At 71.0% G+C, this 19,355-nt stretch carries 18 protein-coding genes; 9 read left to right on the top strand and 9 right to left on the bottom strand.

Features of this window, described 5'->3' with window-relative positions:
• Nucleotides 1-119: 119 nt before the first annotated feature.
• From ORI60_RS10250 to ORI60_RS10235, 4 genes are read right to left on the bottom strand one after another with little or no spacing between them, the layout of a single operon-like run.
• Nucleotides 120-776 (bottom strand): response regulator, encoded by a 657-nt coding sequence (locus ORI60_RS10250; protein ID WP_266036665.1) that lies wholly within the window; start codon nt 774-776, stop codon nt 120-122.
• A complete protein-coding gene (locus ORI60_RS10245) occupies nt 773-1,897 on the bottom strand; it encodes a sensor histidine kinase (RefSeq protein ID WP_266036664.1) in 1,125 nt (374 codons plus the stop codon). The genes ORI60_RS10250 and ORI60_RS10245 overlap by 4 nt, the downstream gene beginning before the upstream one ends.
• Nucleotides 1,894-2,721, bottom strand: a complete 828-nt coding sequence (locus ORI60_RS10240) for a CPBP family intramembrane glutamic endopeptidase (RefSeq protein ID WP_266036663.1) — start codon at nt 2,719-2,721, stop codon at nt 1,894-1,896. Before ORI60_RS10240 ends, ORI60_RS10245 begins: the two co-directional genes overlap by 4 nt.
• A gap of 19 nt (nt 2,722-2,740) precedes the next feature.
• On the bottom strand, nt 2,741-3,778 hold the full coding sequence (locus ORI60_RS10235; protein ID WP_266036662.1) for a MerR family transcriptional regulator: 1,038 nt from the start codon (nt 3,776-3,778) through the stop codon (nt 2,741-2,743).
• Nucleotides 3,779-3,984: 206 nt separating this feature from the next.
• On the opposite strand from ORI60_RS10235, the gene ORI60_RS10230 reads away from it, so the two are divergent.
• The 8 genes from ORI60_RS10230 to ORI60_RS10195 all read left to right on the top strand — a co-directional run bounded on the left by ORI60_RS10230 (nt 3,985) and on the right by ORI60_RS10195 (nt 12,442).
• Nucleotides 3,985-4,959, top strand: a complete 975-nt coding sequence (locus ORI60_RS10230; RefSeq protein WP_266036661.1) for a TerC/Alx family metal homeostasis membrane protein — start codon at nt 3,985-3,987, stop codon at nt 4,957-4,959.
• Between the two features lie 60 nt (nt 4,960-5,019).
• Complete coding sequence (locus ORI60_RS10225; protein WP_266036660.1) at nt 5,020-5,826, top strand: IclR family transcriptional regulator domain-containing protein; 807 nt, start codon at nt 5,020-5,022, stop codon at nt 5,824-5,826.
• Nucleotides 5,827-5,900: 74 nt separating this feature from the next.
• Nucleotides 5,901-7,319, top strand: a complete 1,419-nt coding sequence (locus ORI60_RS10220) for an amidohydrolase family protein (protein WP_266036659.1) — start codon at nt 5,901-5,903, stop codon at nt 7,317-7,319.
• The gene (locus ORI60_RS10215) at nt 7,319-8,455 is read left to right on the top strand and encodes a CaiB/BaiF CoA transferase family protein (RefSeq protein ID WP_266036658.1); all 1,137 of its coding nucleotides are present in this window, start codon (nt 7,319-7,321) and stop codon (nt 8,453-8,455) included. Before ORI60_RS10220 ends, ORI60_RS10215 begins: the two co-directional genes overlap by 1 nt.
• The gene (locus ORI60_RS10210) at nt 8,442-9,209 is read left to right on the top strand and encodes a citryl-CoA lyase (RefSeq protein WP_266036657.1); all 768 of its coding nucleotides are present in this window, start codon (nt 8,442-8,444) and stop codon (nt 9,207-9,209) included. Before ORI60_RS10215 ends, ORI60_RS10210 begins: the two co-directional genes overlap by 14 nt.
• A gap of 3 nt (nt 9,210-9,212) precedes the next feature.
• Nucleotides 9,213-10,079 carry a dioxygenase gene (locus ORI60_RS10205; protein ID WP_266036656.1) on the top strand — a complete coding sequence of 289 codons (867 nt, stop codon included), beginning with the start codon at nt 9,213-9,215 and terminating at the stop codon, nt 10,077-10,079.
• Nucleotides 10,064-10,951, top strand: a complete 888-nt coding sequence (locus ORI60_RS10200) for a quinone oxidoreductase family protein (protein WP_266036655.1) — start codon at nt 10,064-10,066, stop codon at nt 10,949-10,951. The genes ORI60_RS10205 and ORI60_RS10200 overlap by 16 nt, the downstream gene beginning before the upstream one ends.
• Before the next feature lie 45 nt (nt 10,952-10,996).
• Nucleotides 10,997-12,442 carry an FAD-binding oxidoreductase gene (locus tag ORI60_RS10195; RefSeq protein ID WP_266036654.1) on the top strand — a complete coding sequence of 482 codons (1,446 nt, stop codon included), beginning with the start codon at nt 10,997-10,999 and terminating at the stop codon, nt 12,440-12,442.
• 57 nt (nt 12,443-12,499) lie between these two features.
• Here the strand turns inward: ORI60_RS10195 and ORI60_RS10190 are convergent, their stop codons facing one another.
• From ORI60_RS10190 to ORI60_RS10170, 5 genes are all read right to left on the bottom strand, one after another.
• The gene (locus tag ORI60_RS10190) at nt 12,500-13,402 is read right to left on the bottom strand and encodes a S1 family peptidase (protein WP_266036653.1); all 903 of its coding nucleotides are present in this window, start codon (nt 13,400-13,402) and stop codon (nt 12,500-12,502) included.
• A 94-nt stretch (nt 13,403-13,496) separates the two neighbouring features.
• Complete coding sequence (locus ORI60_RS10185) at nt 13,497-13,937, bottom strand: GNAT family N-acetyltransferase (protein ID WP_266036652.1); 441 nt, start codon at nt 13,935-13,937, stop codon at nt 13,497-13,499.
• 79 nt (nt 13,938-14,016) lie between these two features.
• Nucleotides 14,017-16,296, bottom strand: coding sequence for a proprotein convertase P-domain-containing protein (locus tag ORI60_RS10180; protein WP_266036651.1), 2,280 nt, complete (start codon nt 16,294-16,296; stop codon nt 14,017-14,019).
• Nucleotides 16,297-16,778: 482 nt separating this feature from the next.
• Nucleotides 16,779-17,138, bottom strand: a complete 360-nt coding sequence (locus ORI60_RS10175; RefSeq protein ID WP_266036650.1) for a S1 family peptidase — start codon at nt 17,136-17,138, stop codon at nt 16,779-16,781.
• 208 nt (nt 17,139-17,346) lie between these two features.
• Nucleotides 17,347-18,633: an MFS transporter gene (locus tag ORI60_RS10170; RefSeq protein WP_266036649.1), complete on the bottom strand. Its 1,287-nt coding sequence runs from the start codon at nt 18,631-18,633 to the stop codon at nt 17,347-17,349.
• 154 nt (nt 18,634-18,787) lie between these two features.
• Between ORI60_RS10170 and ORI60_RS10165 the strand changes: the two genes are divergently transcribed.
• The gene (locus ORI60_RS10165) at nt 18,788-19,336 is read left to right on the top strand and encodes a class I SAM-dependent methyltransferase (RefSeq protein WP_266037280.1); all 549 of its coding nucleotides are present in this window, start codon (nt 18,788-18,790) and stop codon (nt 19,334-19,336) included.
• Nucleotides 19,337-19,355 lie beyond the last annotated feature (19 nt).

Raw genomic sequence — 19,355 nt, 5'->3', positions numbered from 1 at the left:
GAGCGCTGAGTTCACGTCGGTCCACCACTGCTGTCTATCAGAATTCGATCTTGTGTCGCAGGTGTTCGGCGGTGGTGATGACGGCACTCTCGCCTGCCGACGGGCCCAGGTGACCAGGCCTAGGTGACCAGGCCGCGGCGATAGGCGTAGACGACGGCCTGCACCCGGTCGCGCAGGTCGAGCTTGGTGAGGATGCGCGACACGTACGTCTTCACCGTCTCCTGGCTGATGACCAGGGCCGCGGCGATCTCGCTGTTCGACAGGCCCTCGGCGATCAGCCGCAGGACTTCGAGCTCACGCGGTGCCAGCTGGGTCTCCGCGACCTCCCCGGCGGGCCGGATGCGCGCCGCGAACCTGCCGACGAGCTGCCGGGTCACCTCCGGCGCGAGCAGCGCGGCACCGCTCGCCACGGTCCGGATGCCGTGCAGCAGCTGGGCCGGTGGCGCGTCCTTGAGCAGGAACCCGCTCGCACCGGCCCGCAGCGCCTCGTAGACGTACTCGTCGAGGTTGAACGTCGTGACCACGAGAACCTTCACGGGGTCGGGGACGCCGGCGCCCGCCAGCAGCCGGGTCGCCCCGATGCCGTCGAGCACCGGCATCCGCACGTCCATCACGACGACGTCCGGGGTCAGCCTGCGGGCGAGGTCGACCGCCGCGCGCCCGTCCCCGCACTCCCCCACGACCTCGAGGTCCGGCTGGGCGTCGATGATCGTGGCGAACCCTGTGCGGATGAGCGCCTGGTCGTCGCACACCAGCACGCGAACCGGTGCGCTCACGCCGGGTTCCCCGCCGGGATGCGCGCCGTGACCACGAAGCCGCCGTCGCGTTGTCCCGCCGAGAACTCGCCGCCCAGCACGTCGACGCGCTCGCGCAGCCCTGCCAGGCCGCGGCCGCTGCCTCCGACCGCCGTGGCCGACCTCGCGCCCTCGGTACCGACCTCCACGGTGATTTCCCTTTCCCCGTAACGCACGTGCACGTTCGTCGGGTTGCCGTGCGCGTACTTCAACGCGTTCGTCAACGCCTCCTGCACCACCCGGTACGCGACGGCCTCGGCGCTGCCCGCGTCCCGCGCCGCCTCGCCCTCCTCCGCGAACTGCACGGGCTGCCCGGCCAGCCGGGTCTGCTCGACCAGGGTGCGCAGGTCCCCGACCGTCTCCGTGCTGTGGTCGGGGTTCAGCAGGTCGAGCAGGTGCCGCAGGTCCGACAGCGACCGCCGGCCGGTGTCGGTGATCGCCCGCAACGTCTGGTCCAGCCGGTCGGGGGCCGCGGTCAGGTACCGCGCGGCCTCGGCCTGCACCACCATCGCCGTCACGTGGTGGGTGACGACGTCGTGGAGCTCACGGGCGATCAACGTCCGTTCCGCGACACGGGTCGCCGCGGCGACGTGCCGGCGGCGTTCCTCCTCGGCGCTGCGCGCGAGCCGCAGCCACGCGCCGATCCCCCACGCGGCGGCCACCGCCAGGTAGAACGTGACGAACCCGGCCACGCCTTCCGTGGCGCCGTTCAGGTCCAGCGCGACGGACAACCCCACGTATCCGGCGGAGAGCGCGATCACGGTGCCGCGCCGGTGGTGCGACAGGTGCAGCCCGGCGCTGATCAACGCGATCGGCAGGGCCGTGCCGGCGACGGTGTGGTAACCGCGCAGCTGGTCGACGGCGAACGCCACCGACACCACAGCGAGGCAGACCAGCGGCCACTTCCGGCGGACGACCAGCGGCAGGCACTCGAACGCGATCACCGCGAGAGCCAGCGCGTCGAACGGCCGGTTCGGCAGTCCTCCGAGCTGGGTGCCCTTGTCGTGCAGGGCGGGCACCAGCGACCCCAGCGCGAGGAACAACGCCAGTGGCGCGTCCTGGACGCGAACGTCCCAGGCGCGCCACCGCTGAAGGCTGATCACGCGGCGAGAGTAGCGGCCGACGCGGCACGACCGCGGCGCGGCAGGACGTTGCCCCTGCGCTTCGCCAGCCACAGGAACGCCGCCGTGACGACCAGTCCGGCCAGCACCGAGTACACGCTCGCCTCCGGCCCGAACGCCCCACCGGTGACGAGCGCGGGACCGGACGTGACGCCGTCCAGCAGCCCCTGCGGCGCGTCCTGGCCGGAGACGCTGGTGCTGAAGATGCCACCCTGGGCGAAGTTCCACGCGAAGTGCACCCCGATCGGCACCCACAGGTTGCGCGTGGCCACGTACGCGGCGCCGAGCATGAGCCCTGCCTCGATCGCGATGGCGAGCGAGCTCCACACCGTGGCGTTCGGGTTGAAGATGTGCGCGAAGCCGAACACGAGTCCACTCAGGACCAGCGAGAGCCACGTGCCGAGGTGCTCCTCGACGATGCGGAACACGACGCCGCGGTACATCAGCTCCTCGGTCACCGCGACGGCGACCATGAACCCGAAGATCGCGATCATGCCGGACACCGAGCCCCAGCCGCGCACCTCGTACCCGCCGAGGAAGGTGATGTTCAGGATCACCGCGCCGAACATCGCGAGTCCGGCGAGGACACCGCGACCGAGAGCTCCCGCGGCGATCTTCAACGAGACCTCGGTGGGCTCCCGGCGTTCGGTCCTGCGCACCACCCAGGCGTACGCGGCCAGTGCCAGCGCCGCCGCGACGACACCGGCGACCAGCGTGAGCGGCGCGTTCCACCCCAGCGCCTGCACGCCGGTGGCACCCACGAACGAGACGGCCGCGACCAGGAGGAACTGCTTCAGAAATCGCATGGCCGGAACGTTAGGGATTTCACGCCTCTGGGACGTCACCGTGCGGTGGACATTCGCGTGTAGCCCCCAAGGGGGACACAGAGGCCTTGAGTGCCGCCGACAGCCAGGCGAACGGCATGAACTCGGCGGCCTCCTTCGCGGTCCCGTCGATGATCGCCACCAGCGACTGGTACCGGGTGTACGGATCGGTGGACGTGGTGGCCTCCTCGATCGACTCCAGGTGCAGCCGTTCGATGTCGAGCACGCCGGCCGCGAGCTTCTCGCGGTACTCAGGACTGTCCGGGGTCTCGGTGATCTCCCCCAGATAAGACGCGTAGAGACCGGCGATCTCACGCCCCAGCGACGAGTCCGCCGGTTCACCGGCCTGCTGCGCCTCCTGCGCCCGCACGAAGATCGCGCCTCCCCGTTCGAACGCGCCCACCATCTCCGCCGACGTCATCATCGCGGCGGCGGGCCCGGTGAAGGTCTCCCGCAACGCCTTCTTCACCTCACGGCGGAAGTCCGCGTCCTGCAGGAGGTTCGCCAGCTCGATCCACGCCTCCAACTGCTCGGTGGCCGGCTCGTCCGGCAGGACCAGACGGCCGTTGCGCATGAGCCCGAGGAACTCGGGGCTGACCTCGAGGCCCTCGCTGATCTCGTTCCAGAAGTCGTCGAACAGCCGATCGCGCTCCTCGTCGGACATCCCCACCAGCTTGTGCATGAGGATCACCTGCTCGGCTTCGGTGTGCTGCCGGGCGATCGTCCGCAGCACCGCTCGCCTCGACCGGATGCGGCGGGCCTGGTCGTCCAACCGGGACAGGTGCGCGGTGGCGAGCTCGGAGAGCGTCACGCGGCCGTCCAGCAGCCGCCGGATGTCGTCGAGCCCCGCGTCCAGTTCGCGCAACGTGCTGACGAACTCCAGCCGGGCGATCGCGTGGACGTCGTAGAGCCGGTGCCCGGCCGCGGTGACCTCGGCGGGGGCGACGATGCCCTCGTCGGAGTAGAACCGGATGGCGCTGACGCTCAGCCCGGTGCGGCGAGCCACCTCTCCGATCGCGTACAGCCTGGTGTCGTTCATGAGGCCACTATCGGACCTCAAGCGGCTTGAGATGCAACCCACACGATCGACTTACTTGAGCATTACCATCTCTTTACCTATGCTGACCGACGAGGGGAGTACTTCCCAAGCGTCTGCCCGGTCAGTACGGACACCCCGAGGTGTCCTCGGGAGACCGCCCGCGCCGGGTGAAGGAGACCTCGAACGATCCTGTTCGAGGAGGCTTTGTGCCCGTGCACTCCGTGGCGTCGCCCGGTCTGTGGTTCGTGAGCATCGCCGTGCTGGTCGCCCTGCTGGTGGTCGACTTCCTGGTGACCCGCCGCCCGCACGAGGTGTCGGTCAAAGAAGCGGCGGGCTGGTCGGTCTTCTACCTGACGCTGCCGCTGCTGTTCGGGCTCTGGCTGTGGTTCGAGTTCGGCAGCGGTCAGTCGCTGGAGTTCGTCACCGGGTTCGTGGTGGAGAAGTCCCTCTCGGTGGACAACCTCTTCGTCTTCATGCTGCTGCTCGCCGCGTTCAGCGTGCCGTCGGAGATCCAGCAGCGCGTGCTGCTCTACGGCATCATCGGCGCACTGGTGCTGCGCGGCATCTTCATCGCGGCCGGTGCCGCGATGCTGTCGGCCGGGACCTGGGCGTTCCTGGTGTTCGGTCTCGTCCTGTTCGCCTCCGCGCTGAAGATCCTGCACTCGGCCCTCGCCGGTGAGCCGGAGGCGAAGGACACCTCAAAGATGCTGTCGGTGCGGTTGCTGCGCAGGCTGATGCCGGTCACCGACGACTACCGCGGCACCAGGATGACCGTCCGCGAGAACGGCCGGAGGGCTCTCACCCCGCTCGCGATCGTGGTGGTGGCGGTCTTCGCGACCGACGTCGTGTTCGCGATCGACTCGGTGCCGGCGGTGTACGGCATCACCGAGGACCCGTACCTCGTGTTCACCACCAACGCGTTCGCGCTGCTCGGCCTGCGGGCGCTGTACTTCGTGCTGCAGTCGTTGCTCGCCAAGCTCGTGCACCTCAACCACGGTCTCGCGATCATCCTGGCGTTCATCGGGGTGAAGCTGGTGCTGCACTGGGCGCACGGCGTGTGGCCCGGCGTGCCGACGATCCCGACCCCGGTCTCGCTGGCCGTCATCGTCGCGACGCTGGGCGTCGTCACCCTGACCAGCCTGCGGTCCCGCCGAAAGGAGGAAGCGGTCCCCCAGCCGTGAGTTCCACGGGCAGGAAGCTGGTCGCCCGCTGAACGGACAGGTGTCCGATATCGTGGGCACATGCCTGCTCGCCCTGACACCGGCCCCGACTTCATCGAGGCGCTCGCCCGCGGCCTGGACGTGATCCGCGCGTTCCGGCCGCTGCGCCCGGTGATGACGCTCAGCGAGGTCGCCTCGGCCACCGGGCTCGCACGGCCGACCACGCGCCGCATCCTGCTCACGCTCGCCGAGCTCGGCTACGTGCGGCAGAGCGAGGCCGGCTTCGCGCTCACGCCGCGGGTGCTCGACCTCGGCGTCGCGTACGTGCGGTCGATGGGCCTGTGGGACGTCGCCCGCCCGCACATGGAACGGCTGTGCGCCCGCACCAACGAGTCCGTGTCGATCGCACAGCTCGACGGGCCGGACATCGTCTACGTCGCGCGGGTCGCCGTGCCGAAGATCGTCACGCTGTCCGTGCAGATCGGCACGCGGTTCCCGGCACTGCCGACGTCGCTGGGGAAGGTGCAGCTCGCCGCCCTGCCGCCGGACGAGCTGGAGGCCGTGCTCGCGCAGCCGACCCGGTCCGGACTGACGTCGCGCTGGCAGCCGGACGCGGCCGAGCGGGACGCCGAGCTGCGGGACGTCCGGGCGCGCGGCTGGGCGCTGACCGACGAGCAGCTCGCGCTGGGCATCCGGTCGGTCGCGGCGCCGTTGCGCGACGGCAGCGGCAGGGTCGTGGCCGGGATCAACGTCAACTGCCACGCGTCCGAGACGTCGGTCGAGCACATGGTCGAGCACCACCTGCCCCTCCTGCTGCAGGTCGCGGGCGAGATCAGCGCCGACTTCGCCCGGCTCGGCGCGGTGCCGCACGAGGTCGTCGCGTCCTGAGGGGTTGACCCGCGGCCGTCGAAGGTTGACGATTCAACGGACACCTGTCCGCCAGACGGTCAAGGGAGTTCCCGATGAGTTCCGTCGTCCTGAGAAACGGCACTGTCCTGACCATGGACGGCCGCCAGCCGCTCGTCGATCACGACGTCCTCGTCGCCGGCGACCGGATCGCCGCGATCGGGCCGCGGCTGGAGGTGCCGGAGGGGACCGTCGAGATCGACGCCACAAACGGCATCGTCATGCCGGGCATGATCGACACGCACCGGCACCTGTGGCAGACGGCGATGCGCGGCTACGGGGCCGACTGGACGCTCACGCAGTACTTCGTCTGGTACTACCTGGAGTGGGGCAAGGTCTTCCGGCCGGAGGACGTCCACGCCGGCAACCTCCTGGGCGCGGCCGAGGCGCTCGACGCCGGTGTCACCACGACCGTCGACTGGTCGCACGGCCTGCGGACCACCGACCACGCCGACGCCGCCGTCGACGCGTTGCAGGCGGTGCCGGGCCGGTTCGTCCTGGCCTACGGCAACATCCAGGACAGCCCCGCCTCCTGGACCGCCACGCCCGAGTTCCGGGACTTCGTCTCCCGCCGCATCACCGGCGACGACATGCTGGGATTCCAGCTCGCGTTCGACGTCACGGGCGACCCGTCGTTCCCCGAGAAGGCCGCCTTCGAGGTCGCGCGGGAGCTCGGCGTCCCCGTCACGACGCACGCGGGTGTCTGGGGCGCGACGAACGACGACGGCATCAGGCTGATGTACGACAACGGCTTCATGACGCCCCAGTCGATCTACGTGCACGCGGCGACGCTGTCCGCCGACTCCTACCACCGCATCGCGGCGACCGGCGGCTCGATCTCCGTGTCGACCGAGAGCGAGCAGAGCGCGGGCCAGGGGTACCCGCCCACCTGGGCGATCCGCGAGCACGGCATCCCGGTGTCGCTGTCGATGGACACGTCGGTGTGGTGGAGCGGCGACCTGTTCTCCGCGATGCGCGCGACGCTCGGTGCCGACAGGGCCCGCGAGCACATGGCCGCGCACGCCAGGAACGACACCGTCACGCACTCGTCGTTGCGCGCCGAGCAGGTCGTGCAGTGGGCCACGACGGGCGGCGCACGGGCGTTGGGACGCGATGCGGACCTCGGCAGCCTCGAAGTCGGAAAGAAGGCCGACATCGTGCTGCTGCGCAACGAGGACTCCCCCGCGATGTTCCCGATCCTCAACCCGTACGGGCACGTGGCCTTCCAGGCACAACGGTCCGATGTGGACACCGTGCTCGTCGACGGCCGGATCGTGAAGCGCGACCACAAGCTCGTCGGGGTCGACCTCGGCGCCATCCGCGCCCGGGTGTCGAACACCGTCGAGCACCTGCGGACGCAGCTCGGCGAGGAGGCGTGGGCGAAGGGCATGAACCCGGACATCCCGGAGTCCAAGGTGCTGGACAACCCCTACACCTACACCGAGTACCGCGGCGACACCCGGACGTCGGTCTGATGGGCCCTCTCGAAGGCCTGCTCGTCGCCGACTTCTCGCGCGTGCTCGCGGGCCCGTACGCGACCATGCTGCTGGCCGACATGGGCGCCTCGGTCGTCAAGGTCGAGGGCCCGGCCGGCGACGAGACCCGCACGTGGATGCCGCCGGTCCGCGACGACGTCTCGACCTACTACCTGGGCGTCAACCGGGGCAAGCGGTCGATCGCCCTCGACCTGCGCTCCGAGGACGACGCCGCGCTGGGACGGGAGCTCGCCCGGCGCGCGGACATCGTGATCGAGAACTTCAAACCGGGCGGCCTCGCCAAGTACGGGCTCGACCACGCCTCGGTCAGCGCCGCGAACCCGCGGGTGGTCTACGCGTCCATCACGGGGTTCGGTTCCGGGGAGGGCAGCCACGTTCCCGGCTACGACCTGATGGTGCAGGCGATCTCCGGGTTGATGAGCCTGACCGGTGACCCGGACGGGCCGCCGTACCGCGCGGGCATCTCGGTGTTCGACGTGATGGCGGGCAACCACGCCGTCATCGGCATCCTCGCCGCGCTGCGCCACCGCGACGCGACGGGACAGGGCCAGCTCGTCGAGGTGAACCTGCTGTCGTCGGCGCTGACGGGTCTGGTCAACCACAGCTCGGCGTTCGCCGCGGGCGGTGTCGTGCCGTTCCGCATGGGCAACGCGCACCCCAGCGTGTTCCCGTACGAGCCGTTGCCGACCGCCGACAACGACCTGATCGTCGCGGCGGCCAACGACGGCCAGTTCCGGCGGCTGTGCGAGGTCCTGGAGCTGCCCGAGGTGCCGGACGACCCCCGGTTCGCCCGCAACGCCGACCGCACGCGGCACCGCGAGGAGCTCCGGCCGGTCCTGGTGGACCGGCTGCGGACCCGTGGCGCCGTCGAGTGGTTCGACCTGCTCGTGGCGGCCGGGGTGCCGTGCGGGCCGATCAACACGATCGACGGCGGGTTCGCGATGGCCGAGCGGTTCGGGCTCGACCCCGTCGTGGTGGTCGGGGACGTGCCGACGACCCGGCACCCGATCCGCTTCTCGGAGACACCGGCGGTCTACCGGCTGCCTCCACCGGATCTCGACGAGCACGGCGAGGAGCTGCGCGCATGGCTGAAGGAGGACCGTGACGGTCTATGAAACGGCGCTCGGCGCGTCCACGCCCGACACCATCACGTTGCTGGGACAGGACCTCGCGCGAGACGTGATGGGCACCGTCGGGTTCGGTGAGCTGGCGTTCTGGCTCGCGACCCAGCGCAGGCCGAGCCCCGGCGAGACGCGGCTGTTCGAGGCGGTGCTGGCCGCCCTCGCCGACCACGGGTTCACGCCGACCGCCATCGTCAGCCGCCTGACCTTCCTGTCCGCCCCCGACTCCGTGCAGGGCGCGCTGGCGGCGGGTCTGCTCGGTGGCGGCTCGCGGTTCCTCGGCGTCACCGAGGACGCCGGACGGTTCCTCAACTCCGTCGTGCGCGCCAGTGGGACACCCGGCGACTGGGACGCGCTCGCGCTGGAAACCGTTCGAGCGCAGGGGAAGTCGCGCATCCCCGGGCTCGGGCACCACGTGCACAAGAACGGCGATCCCCGCACCCCGCGCCTGTTCGAGATCGCCGAGGAGGAAGGCCTGGTCGGGCCGCACCTCTCGCTGTTCGCCGCGATCGGGCGGGTACACCCGCAGGTGCTCGGCAAGACGTTGCCGCTCAACGGCGCCGGCACGTGCGGCGCGGTGCTCGCCGACCTCGGTCTGCCGCTGGAGCTGTTGCGGGGCTTCGCGTTGCTGGCCCGCACCGCCGGGCTGATCGGGCAGCTCGCCGAGGAGCTGCGCAACCCCGTGGCCAACCAGATCTTCCTTTCCGTCGACACGAACACCAGGTCTGTCGCGCCTGTCGAGGAGTGAGCAATGCAGCTCGTCACCGAGGACAACATCACCGCGCTCGCCGAGCAGCGCTGGGCCACCGCGAAGGACCCGCGGACCGCGCAGCTCATGACCGCGCTCGTCCGGCACCTGCACGACTTCGCCCGCGAGGTGCGGCTCACCGAGGCCGAGTGGATGGCCGCGATCGGGTGGCTCACCGCGACCGGGCAGATCAGCGACTCCAAGCGCGAGGAGTTCATCCTGGCCTCGGACGTGCTCGGCCTGAGCATGCTGGTCGTGCAGATGAACCACCGGTTCGACGCGGGTGCGACACCGGCGACCGTGCTCGGGCCGTTCCACATCGACGGCTCCCCCGAGCTCGGCTTCGGCGGCGACATGTCCGACGACGTGGACGGAACTCCGCTCTACCTCACCGGAAGCGTGCGCTCGCTGGACGGTTCGCCGGTTCCCGGAGCCGTGCTGGACGTCTGGCAGGCCGACGCCGAGGGCGCGTACGAGGCACAGCTCGAAGTCGACGAGGCCCGACTGCGCGCGAAGTACCGGGCCGAGGCGGACGGCACCTACTGCGTCCGCACGATCACGCCGAAGGGGTACTCGATCCCGATGGACGGGCCGGTCGGCGCGTTGATCGGGCAGACCGCGATCAGCCACTTCCGCCCGGCGCACGTGCACTTCCTGCTCACCGCCGAGGGGTACGAGCCGCTGATCACGCACCTGTTCGAGGAGGGTGCCGAGTACCTCGACAGCGACGTCGTGTTCGGCACCAAGCAGGAGCTCGTGGTCAGGTTCGAGCCGCGCGAGCCCGGTCCGACCCCGGACGGCGGCACGTCCGCGGTGCCGTGGGTGCTCGCCGAGTTCGACTTCGTGTTGCAGCCGTGCGCGCCGCGGTAGTCGTTCGTCCCGGTCAGCCTCCGTCGCTCGTTGACCGGGACGAGCCCTCCGGCGAGGTCGTCGTGGACGTCCTCGCCGCGCCCATCACCCCGTTGGACCGCCTGTGCGCCAGCGGCACGTCCTACTTCGGCGTCCCCGCGACGCCCTACGTGCCCGGCGTGCAGGGGATCGGGACCGTCAGCGGGCGGACGGTGTGGTTCCCCACCAGCGCCGGGATGGCTCCCGGTGACGGGAGCATGGCCGCGAAGGCGTTGGTGCGCGAGGAAGACCTCGTCTTCCTGCCCGACGTCGACCCCGTCGTCATGGCCGCGCTCGGGCTGTCCGCCGTCGCCGCGTACGAGGCGTTGAGCAGCCTGTCGCCCGGCGAGTCCGTGGTCGTGCTCGGCTGCGGAGCCGTCGGTCAGGCCGCGATCCAGCTCGCCCGGCTCGCCGGTGCCGGACGGGTGGCGGCCGCCGCGCGTTCGGCGGAGGGCCGTGCACGCGCGGTGCGGGCGGGAGCCGACGTCGTGGTGCCGCTGGAGGACGTGGCGGAGGCGGCCCAGGGCGCCGACCTGCTGATCGACCCGTTGTTCGGGGAGCCCGCCGCCGCGGCCGCCCGGGCGTTGCGTCCCGGTGCCCGGTGGGTGAACCTCGGCGGATCGGCGGGCGAGACGAGCCCGATCACGTCGTCCACGTTGCGCAGCCGGTCGTTGCGCCTGTCCGGCTACACCAACAACGAGCTGACCGCGCGGCAGCGGGCCGAGGCCATCTCCGCGATCGCCGGGCACGCGGCGGCGGGTGCGCTCGCCGTCGACCACGAGGTGGTGCCGCTGGCCGATGTCACCGATGCGTGGGACCGCACCGCTCACGGCCGGGTCGTGCTGGCCATGTAGTTCCTGCACCGCCACGGAGTGCGGAGCTGATCATGGCGTGCCAGCATGCATCATGTGGATCGACGCGGATTTCTGAAGGTCGCGGGCCTGGCCGGTGCGAGCGCGGCGCTCGCCGCCTGTTCCTCCCCCACCTCCAACCCCACCCCGGTTCCGCCACCGTCCAGTTCGTCCGTTCCGAGTGGACCTCCGGACTGGACCGCGTTGCGCTCCAGGCTGTCCGGGCAGCTCGTGCTCGCCGGCGACGACGGGTTCGCCTACCAGGGCTTCAACCCCGTGTGGGACGCTCAGAAGCCCGCCGCCGTCGCCAAGGTCGTCTCCGACGCGGACGTGCAGGCGTGCGTCGAGGCGGCACGGGGACGCGTGGCCATCGCCGCCCGCAGCGGAGGTCACAGCTACGCCGGGTACTCGTCACCGTCCGGTGGCCTGCAGGTCGACGTGCGCGGACTGGCCGGCGTCGAGGTGCTGCCGGGTGATCAGGTCCGCGTCGGGTCCGGCGCCGCTCTCGGCGAGGTGTCGAAGGCCCTGGCGGCCTCCGGGCGGTGCCTGCCGACCGGCACGTGCCCGACCGTCGGCGTCGCCGGCCTCACGCTCGGCGGCGGTATCGGCGTGCTGTCCCGCAAGTACGGGCTGACCTGCGACCACCTGGTGTCGGCGACGGTGGTGACCGCCTCCGGGAAACTGGTCACCACGTCCGCCCAGCAGGAGCCCGACCTGTTCTGGGCGTTGCGGGGCGGTGGCGGTGGCAACTTCGGGATCGTCACCGAGTTCGTGTTCGCCACGGTGCCCGCGCCCGAGGTCACCGTGTTCTCGCTGTCGTACCCGGCCGGTGCCGCGGCGGACGCGCTGGACGCGTGGCAGACCTGGATCGCCGGGGCGCCGAACGAACTGTGGTCGAACGTCGTGGTGCGTGGTGGCGCCCAGCCGAGCTGCAAGATCGGCGGGTGCTTCATCGGCTCCGTCGGTGGGCTCGCCGCGCTGGTGAACGAGCTGCCCGCGCCGGCGCAGCGGTTCATCCAGCCCCAGACCTACGCGGAGGCCACGCGGTACTTCGCCGGTGGCCCGATCGCCCGTGAGTCGGCCGTGGCGTCGTCGCGCATCGTGCGCGAGCCGATGAGCGACCCCGCGAAGGCCGTGGACCTGCTGGCGGGCCAGTCGGACGAGACCTACCTGATCTTCGACGGGCTCCGCGGCGCGGTGGCCGACGTCGCGCCGGACGCGACCGCGTTCCCGCACCGCACGGCTCTCGCGAACGTGCAGATCTACCTCAAGACGCCGCCCGAGGCCGCCGGCCAGGCGCGCGGCACGCTGGCGACGATCCGCGACGGGCTCGGCGCGCTGGTCGGCGACGCCGGGTACGTCAACTACATCGACCCGCAGATGCCGCAGTGGGCTCAGGCGTACTACGGCGGCAACCTCGCGCGTCTGAAGGAGGTCGCCGCCAAGTACGACCCGGACCACGTCTTCGCCTTCGCGCAGGCGGTGTCCGCGTGACGCCCGTGGAGCCGGATCAGGCGGCGTCCCGTGAGCAGGCGGGACGCCGCCTGAAGATCAGGGGATGCGGGCGCCCACCGCGGCGAGCGCGCGGGTGACGGGCTGGAAGAACGTCACGCCGCCCCTGCGGCAGTCGCCACTGCCGCCCGAGGTCAGCCCGATCGCGTTGCCGTTGGCGGTGAAGAGCGGTCCGCCGCTGTCGCCGCCCTCCGCGCACACGGTGGTCTGGATGAGACCGGTGACGCGGCCCTCCGGGTAGTTCACCGTGGCGTCGAGACCGGTGACACGGCCGGCGCGCAGTCCCGTCGTGCTGCCCATCCGCTGGACCTGCGTGCCGACCCGCGCCTCGGCGGCCCGCTGGATCCGCACCTTGCGGCCGTTGCCGGTGTCGACCTCGCTGGGCGCGTCGGCGTTGCGGTTGTTGTAGGTGAGCAGGGCGAAGTCGCCGTTGCCGGGGAAGGTCGAGCGCGCGACGGTCGCGGCGGCCCGGCCACCGGGGGTCAGGGAGAACTGCCTGCCTGCGGCCGTGCAGTGCCCGGCGGTGAGGATGCCGGGACTGCCGTCGCCGGTGACGACGTTGAAGCCGAGCGAACAGCGGCTGCCGCCGGCGAAGATCGCGTCACCGCCCTCGGCGAACAGCTTGAACGTGCCCTCGGTGCGCCGCAGCCTCACCCCGGCGCCCATGGCGTTCACCGTGGACACCAGGTTGTCCCACTTGGCGCCGGTCACGGTGCTGTCGGCGGTGACGAGGACCTCGTTCGTCGCCGGGTCGACGGCCCACGCGGTGCCCGTCACGGAAGCCTTCTCCCGCAACGTCTCGACGGCCTGCGCGGGCGCCGTGCGCTGCTCCGGCGCCGCCTGGCTCGCGGTGAACGTCGAGGCGGTGATCGCCACGGCGACGAGCCCGACGGCACCCGCGATCACCTTGGCCCGGCGGTGGTCATCGTGGTGTTTGCCCATGTGGCGCCCTCTCGTTACCGGATTGAGATCCGCTCCTGTCTGGGCATACGTACAGCGCCGCGGTCCGGTTGAGGTGAATCGCCGGGCTCGCCCTTCACAGGCTCTTGGCGAAGTGGAACGCGGGGATGACGTAGCCCGACGCCAGGTAGAGGCGGTGCGCGTCGTGCCTCTGCGTGCCCGAGTCGAGGTGCACGCCCGCACAGCCCAGGCGGCGGGCCTCGTCGTCCACCCACCGCAGCAGGGCGCTCGCGTGGCCCTGCCCGCGGGCGGCCGGCAGCGTGCTCAGGTCGTCGACGTAGAGGTGCGACCCGGCGTAGAGGTTGGTCATGTGCCGGAACCCCGCCACCGCGACGACCCGGCCGTCCGCGTCGAACGAGGCGGCGATCCGGTAGCCCTCCCGCCGCTGGGCGCGCACGAGCTCGACGAACTCGCCGGCATCGGTGAGGTGCGGCCGGAGCTCGCGCATCGCGTCGAAGGCGAGGGCGGTGTCCGCGCCGTCCAGCTCGGCGACCGAGAGGGTGTTCTGAGTGGTCATGCCGCTGATGTTCACCGAAACAAGTGGCCTCTCAGAATACCCAGTGAGGGGTTAAACCAAGAGGCCACTTGTCGTGGAGCTACGGGGTCAGGTTGATGCCCCACGTGTCGATCGTGCCCACATCGGACGCCGCGAGGTCGCGGACGCGGAGCTTCCACGTGCCGTTGGCGCCCTCTCCCGCGAGGTTGGCGGTGAAGGTGCGGTCGATGTTGTCGGCGGAACCGCCCGAGCGGTTGTGCAGCGTGTACGACGTGCCGTCCGGCGCGATCAGGGCCACCGTCAGGTCACCGACGTACGGGTGGACGATCCGCACCGTCACCACCGAACCGGCGGACGGCGTCGCGGAACACCCGGAGATCACGACGTCGCTGTCGACCGCGGCGCCCGCGTCCGGGATGGCGACGTCGGCGGGGTTGGTGCCGGCGCAACTGCCGCCACCGCCGCCCGTGACGGTCAGCGAGTAGGTGGCCGTGCGGGAGGCGGAGCCGGCCGCGGTGATCGTCACCGGGTAGGTGCCCGCCGCGACGGACGCCGTCGTGCTGATGGTGAGCGTCGAGCTCGACCCCGTCTGGACGGACGCCGGGCTGAACGAGGCCGTCGCGCCGGAGGGGAGCCCGGACGCCGACAGCTGCACGCTCTGCGGGTCGCCGCTGACCGTCGCCGTGCCCACGGTGGCCGAGACCGACGAGCCCGCCGCCACCGAACCGGACGCCGGAGACACCGACACGGAGAAGTCGGCGCCCGGCGTGCCGGTGCCGACGGCCGACTTCCACAGGGTGTAGGCGATGCCGTCGACCGCGCGGTTGAGGTGCGTGTCGCTGATGTTCGCGGTGGTGTCGCACGAGGCGTGGTAGCAGGGGTCGAACGCGGCACCCGAGGTACCGCCCCACTTCGTCGCCTGCGCCGCGGTCTTGCGGGCGCTCGCGCCCATGGCGTAGCCGGACGCGGGGATGCCCGCGTTGGTGAAGGACGCGTCGTCGGAACGGTTGCGGCCCTCGGTGTTCTCCTCCGGCTGCAGGCCCAGGGAGTCCCAGTACGCCTTCATGTGCGTGGACTGCGCCGAGGTGATGTTGTTGATGAAGTAGCCGCCGTTGGTCGAGCCCACCATGTCGAAGTTGAAGTAGGTCTTGATCTTCGTGCGCTCGGTGGACGGGAGCTGCGAGACGTAGAAGCGCGAGCCGTTGAGGCCCTGCTCCTCGTCGGTCCACCAGCCGAAGCGGACCTTGTTCAGCATCGAGGGGTTGGTGCGCGCGAGCACGAGCGCGGTCTCCAGCAACGCCGACGAGCCCGAGGCGTTGTCGTTGATGCCCGCTCCCGCGGACACGCCGTCGAGGTGGGCGCCGAACATGTAGACGTTGTTCGCGTTGCCGCCGGGCCACTCCGCGATCACGTTCGGGCCGGCACCGGTGGTGCAGCCCGAGGTGCAGGGCTGCTCGGTGACGCTGAAGCCCGCCGCGGTGAGCTTGTCCTTCACGTACGTCACGGACGCGCGGTAGCCGGCCGAGGTCGAGCGCCGGTTGCCGCCGTTCTGCGAGGCGATCGTGCCGAACGCGGTCAGGTGCGCCTTGACCGCGTTGATGTCGATGTCCGGGATCTGCGGCCCGGTGCCGCCGGTGACCGTCAGCGTGTAGGTCGCGGTCTTGGTCGTGCCCCCCGCGGCCCGGACCGTGATCGGGTAGGTGCCCGACGAGATCGACGCCGCGGTGCTGATCGACAGCGTGGAGTTCGTGCCCGTCGTGACGGACGAAGGGCTGAACGACGCGATGGCGCCGGAGGGCAGCCCGGTCGCGGTCAGCGCGACGGTCTGCGCCTGGCCCGCGGTCGTCTGGGTCTGCACGGTCGTCGAGACCGCCGAGCCCGCCGCCACCGAACCGGACGCGGGCGAGACGGCGACGGAGAAGTCGTTCGCCGGGGTCGAGCCGCCGAGGTTCAGCGACCACGCGTCGATCCGGCCGACGTCGTTGTTCGCGTTGTCGTTGACCCGCAGCTTCCAGGTGCCGTTCGAGGTCTCGCCCGACAGGTCCACGGTGTAGGTCTGGTCGATGTTGTCCGCGGATCCGCCCGAGCGGTTGTGCAGGACGTAGGCGGAGCCGTCCGGGGCGACCAGGCTGACCTGGAGGTCGCCGACGTAGGTGTGGACGATCTTCACCGGCACCGTGGCGGTCGCGGACGGGGCCGAGGCGCAGTCGGAGATGACGATCGACGACTCGACCGTCGTGTTGTCACCGATCGCGACGTCGCCGTCGTTGGTGCCGGAACACCCGGCCAGTGCCGCGGGCGCGGCCGATGCGGGGACGGCCAGCGCCGCCACGGTCATCGACACCAGTGCTGTGGCGAGCAGAGATCTTCTTCTTCGCACAGTCGGGCTCCTTCGCAGGGATGCAGGGTCACGCGACCGTAGCCGCCGAAGTCGCGGCCGGCACCCGGTCGTTCGGATGGTTGTCGTCACGATCGGCGTGCGGCGTTCCGCCGATGTCCGTTTTCACTTTCAAGTCGTGGCTTCCGTTGGGCCATCAGAGGGATAGCGTCGGAGAACCGGCCGGAAGGAGACATCGATGTCGCTCTCGCCAGACACGCCTCCCGGCTTCGCGGACACCCTGCGCGCGGCCGTCGTGGCGCGGGGCCTGTCGCTGGAGCGGATCCGCGACCACCTCGCCCGCCGCGGGGTGTCGGTCAGCCTCGCGACGCTGAGCTACTGGCAGACGGGGCGCAGCCGGCCGGAGCGCCGGGCGTCGCTCACGGCGGCCGGTCATCTCGAAGAGGTGCTGGCGCTCGAACCCGGTGCGCTGTCCGGGCTTCTCGGGCCCGCGCAGCGCGGAAGCCGCCGTGAGACGAGCACGATCAGCGCGTTCTGGCCGGTGCCGTCGGTGATGGACGACGTCGTCGGCGGGGTCGACACGCGCTGGGACGGACCGAGCAGTACGTCTCCGACCCCGGCCACCACGGGCTGCCGGCCTGCACGGTGCCGGCCTGCTGGCGTTGCTGGGACCTGGTCTCCACGACGTGGACACCGTCGCCGAGCGCGCGCACCTTCTCCAGGAACCGTTCGGTGGCTTCGGTTTTGCGCGTGGTGTTGACGGTGACGTCGACCCGGTTGTCGCGCACGTCGACGCCCCAGCTGTACACGCCGGGCACGCCGTCGCCGATCAGCTTCTCGACGTCACCGAGCAGGTTCTCCAGGTCGGCCGCGCTGCGTCGCACGACAACGGCCTCGACGCCCTCGGCCCGCGCCCGCCGTGCGGCTCGCTCGTCCGCAACGGCGACGGTGAGCTTGCCTGAGCGCCAGAATCGATCCGCACGCGGCAGCGATGATTTTGCTGCGCATTCGCATGAGTGGAACTCCTTCAAAAGGCAGGGTGCGGAAACGGTATTCCGGCCTGCCTCGAAGGCGCATTGTTCAACTGTTCAGTCAGCGCGGCCAGCGCACGTGCTCGTCGTTGATGCGGAACTCGTGGGCGTGCGTCCACACAACGCCCTCGGCGTCACGGTGTTCGTGCTCGACCACTTCCGGATCGTGCGTGGGCCAGAACTTCACGGCGATGACCGCGGCCGCGGCGGTCACCGTGCCGAGAACGAGGAAGGCCGTGCCCGTGCCCGCGGACGTCGCCGCCCAGCCGGCGAGCGGGTAGCAGAACAGCCAGCAGGCGTGGGACAGCGCGAAGTCCGCGGCGAACAACGCCGGGCGGTCCGCGGGATCGGCGGAGCGGCGCAGCAGACGCGCTCCCGGCGTGAGGGCGAGCGAGCACCCGGCGCCGATCAACGCCCACAGCACCAGCAACGTCTGCCAGTGCCCGGCGAGCACGGTTCCCGCGCACAGCACGACGACCAGCAGGACCGCCGCGCGCAGCACCACGGCGCGGTCCGCGAACCGGTCGAGCAGCCCGGGCAGGGTGAGTGCCGCGACGAGCGATCCCAGGCCGTTCGCGGCCAGTGCGACGGCGACGTCGGACGCGTCGCGGCCGAGGCCGTCCCGCACGTGGGCCACGGTGTTCACGAACACCATCGAGCCCGCGGCCGCCGCCGCGAGGTGCACGGCGAGAAGCCCGCGCAACCGCGGGGTGGCGAGGTAGATGCGGATGCCGCGCGTGGTGGCGTCGTACCAGTCCCCCTTGCGCGGCAACGACTTCGGGCGCGGCAGTGCGACGGAGAGCACGAGCAGGGCCGACGCCGCGAAGCCGAGAGCCGTGCCGAGGAACAGCTCGTGGAAGCTCACCAGCGCCAGAGCCGCGGCGGCGAGCGCCGGACTGAGGAGGCTCTCCAGGTCGTAGGCGGTGCGCGACAACGTGATCGCGCGGGTGTAGTCCCGTTCACCGGGCAGGACGTCCGGCAAGGTCGCCTGGAACAACGGCGTGAACGCGGCGGATCCCGCCTGCAGCAGGAAGATCAGCACGTAGACGTGCCACACCTCGCCGGCCCACGGCAGCACCGCCGCGACCGCGACGCGGACGAGGTCCAGCGCGACCAGCACCGCCCGGCGGGGCAGCGCGCCGAGCACCGCCGTGGCGATCGGCGCCACCGTGACGTAGGCGATCATCTTGATCGCCAGCGCGGTGCCGAGCACCGCGCCCGCCGCGGACCCGGCCAGGTCGTACGCCAGCAGGCCGAGCGCGACGGTCGCGAGTCCCGTTCCGGTCAGCGCGACGACCTGGGCGCCGAACAGATTCCGGTAGACGGGATCGCGCAGAACGGAAACCACGGCGGAACTATAAGCACCAGAACAGGTTTGCGTCGACGGTGCAACAGCCGAACACTGGCAACAGCAATGGATTCACATTAATCCAATGTAGGATTTCTCCGTGCCCACCCCGTACGACGCCGTCGCCCCGCTGTACGCCGAACTCATCAGCGACATGCTCGACACCAGGCCGCTCGAACGCGCGATGCTGGCCGCGTTCGCCGAACTCGCCGACGGGCCGGTGGCGGACCTCGGCTGCGGCCCCGGCCACCTGACCGCGCACCTGCACTCGCTCGGACTGGACGTCTTCGGGCTCGACCTCTCCCCCGCGATGATTTCTCTCGCCCGCGAGGCCCATCCGGACCTGAGGTTCGAGCAGGGAACGATGGCCGCGCTGGACCTCGACGACGGCGTTCTCGGCGGAATCCTGGCGTTCTACTCGGTCATCCACATGCCGCCGCACGAGATCCCGGCCGTGTTCGCCGAGTTCTTCCGCGTGCTGGCACCGGGAGGCCACCTGCTGCTGGGGTTCTTCGCGGGTGACGATCCCGAGCCGCAGGAGTTCGACCACAAGGTGGTGCTCGCCTACCGCTGGTCGCCCTCCACCTTGGCGGAGCTGCTGGGGAAGTCCGGTTTCGCCGAGGTCGGGCGGCTGGTGCGGAAACCGGTCGAGGGTGAACGGTTCCTGCAGGCCCAGCTGCTGGTGCGCAAACCCACCGCCTGAGCACCCTGCCAGAAGCCCT

This window comes from Lentzea sp. NEAU-D7 (genome assembly GCF_026242055.1).
Classification (GTDB): Bacteria; Actinomycetota; Actinomycetes; order Mycobacteriales; family Pseudonocardiaceae; genus Lentzea.
The sequence above is the reverse complement of the archived record's forward strand: the minus strand, read 5'-3'. Positions and strand labels throughout refer to the sequence as shown.